General features: G+C 62.9%; 1 protein-coding gene. It reads right to left on the reverse strand.

All coding sequences use genetic code 11. From position 1 onward, the window contains the following. The coding region (locus J3361_RS29310) for a VCBS domain-containing protein (protein ID WP_207967453.1) at positions 1-615 on the reverse strand (615 nt) is incomplete at both ends.

Genomic DNA, 615 nt, shown 5'->3' on the forward strand with positions numbered 1-615 from the left:
CGAATTGCTCGCTAACGCTGTTGGCACCGTTGGCGTTTGGATGGGCTTCGTTGTCGAGAAGCGTGTAGCTGTAGCTCACTACACCGGTAGCCGCGTTGAAGCCGGTGATGGTCAGGGTGTTGCCCAGTGCGGTGGTAATCGATTGTGGGAAACCCGCCGCCACACCGCCCGTCACCACATTGATCCCGCCTACGCTCAGGGTCTGCACACCGTCCAACGCCGTCACGGTGAACGTGCCGCTTTGGGTCAGGGCCGATGCATCCGGGCTGCTGCCATCGCTGAGATTTTTTTCCTGCAACGACAGCTCGCCGCCTTCGGTGTCGAGGCCGGTGATGATCACCGGGTCGTCGTTGTTGTGCACCTGCAAGACCAGGTTCGCGGTGCTGGTGTCGCCATCCGCATCGGTCAGGGTGTAGGTGAAGGTTTCGCTGCCATTGCCGCCGCCGTGCAAACCCTTGAAGTCGGCGTCGGCGGAGTTGAGGGTGTAGGTGTAGGAACCGTCGGCGTTGAGCACCAGGGTGCCGTAGGTGCCGGTGAAGGTGCCGGGGGTGATTGGGCCGGAGGCCACAGGGTCCGCACCTTGGGTGTCGTTGGTCAGCACGCTGCCGGTCAGGG

It is taken from the genome of Pseudomonas sp. OA65 (assembly GCF_017498305.1).
In the GTDB taxonomy this organism is placed as follows: Bacteria; Pseudomonadota; Gammaproteobacteria; order Pseudomonadales; family Pseudomonadaceae; genus Aquipseudomonas; species Aquipseudomonas zanjanensis.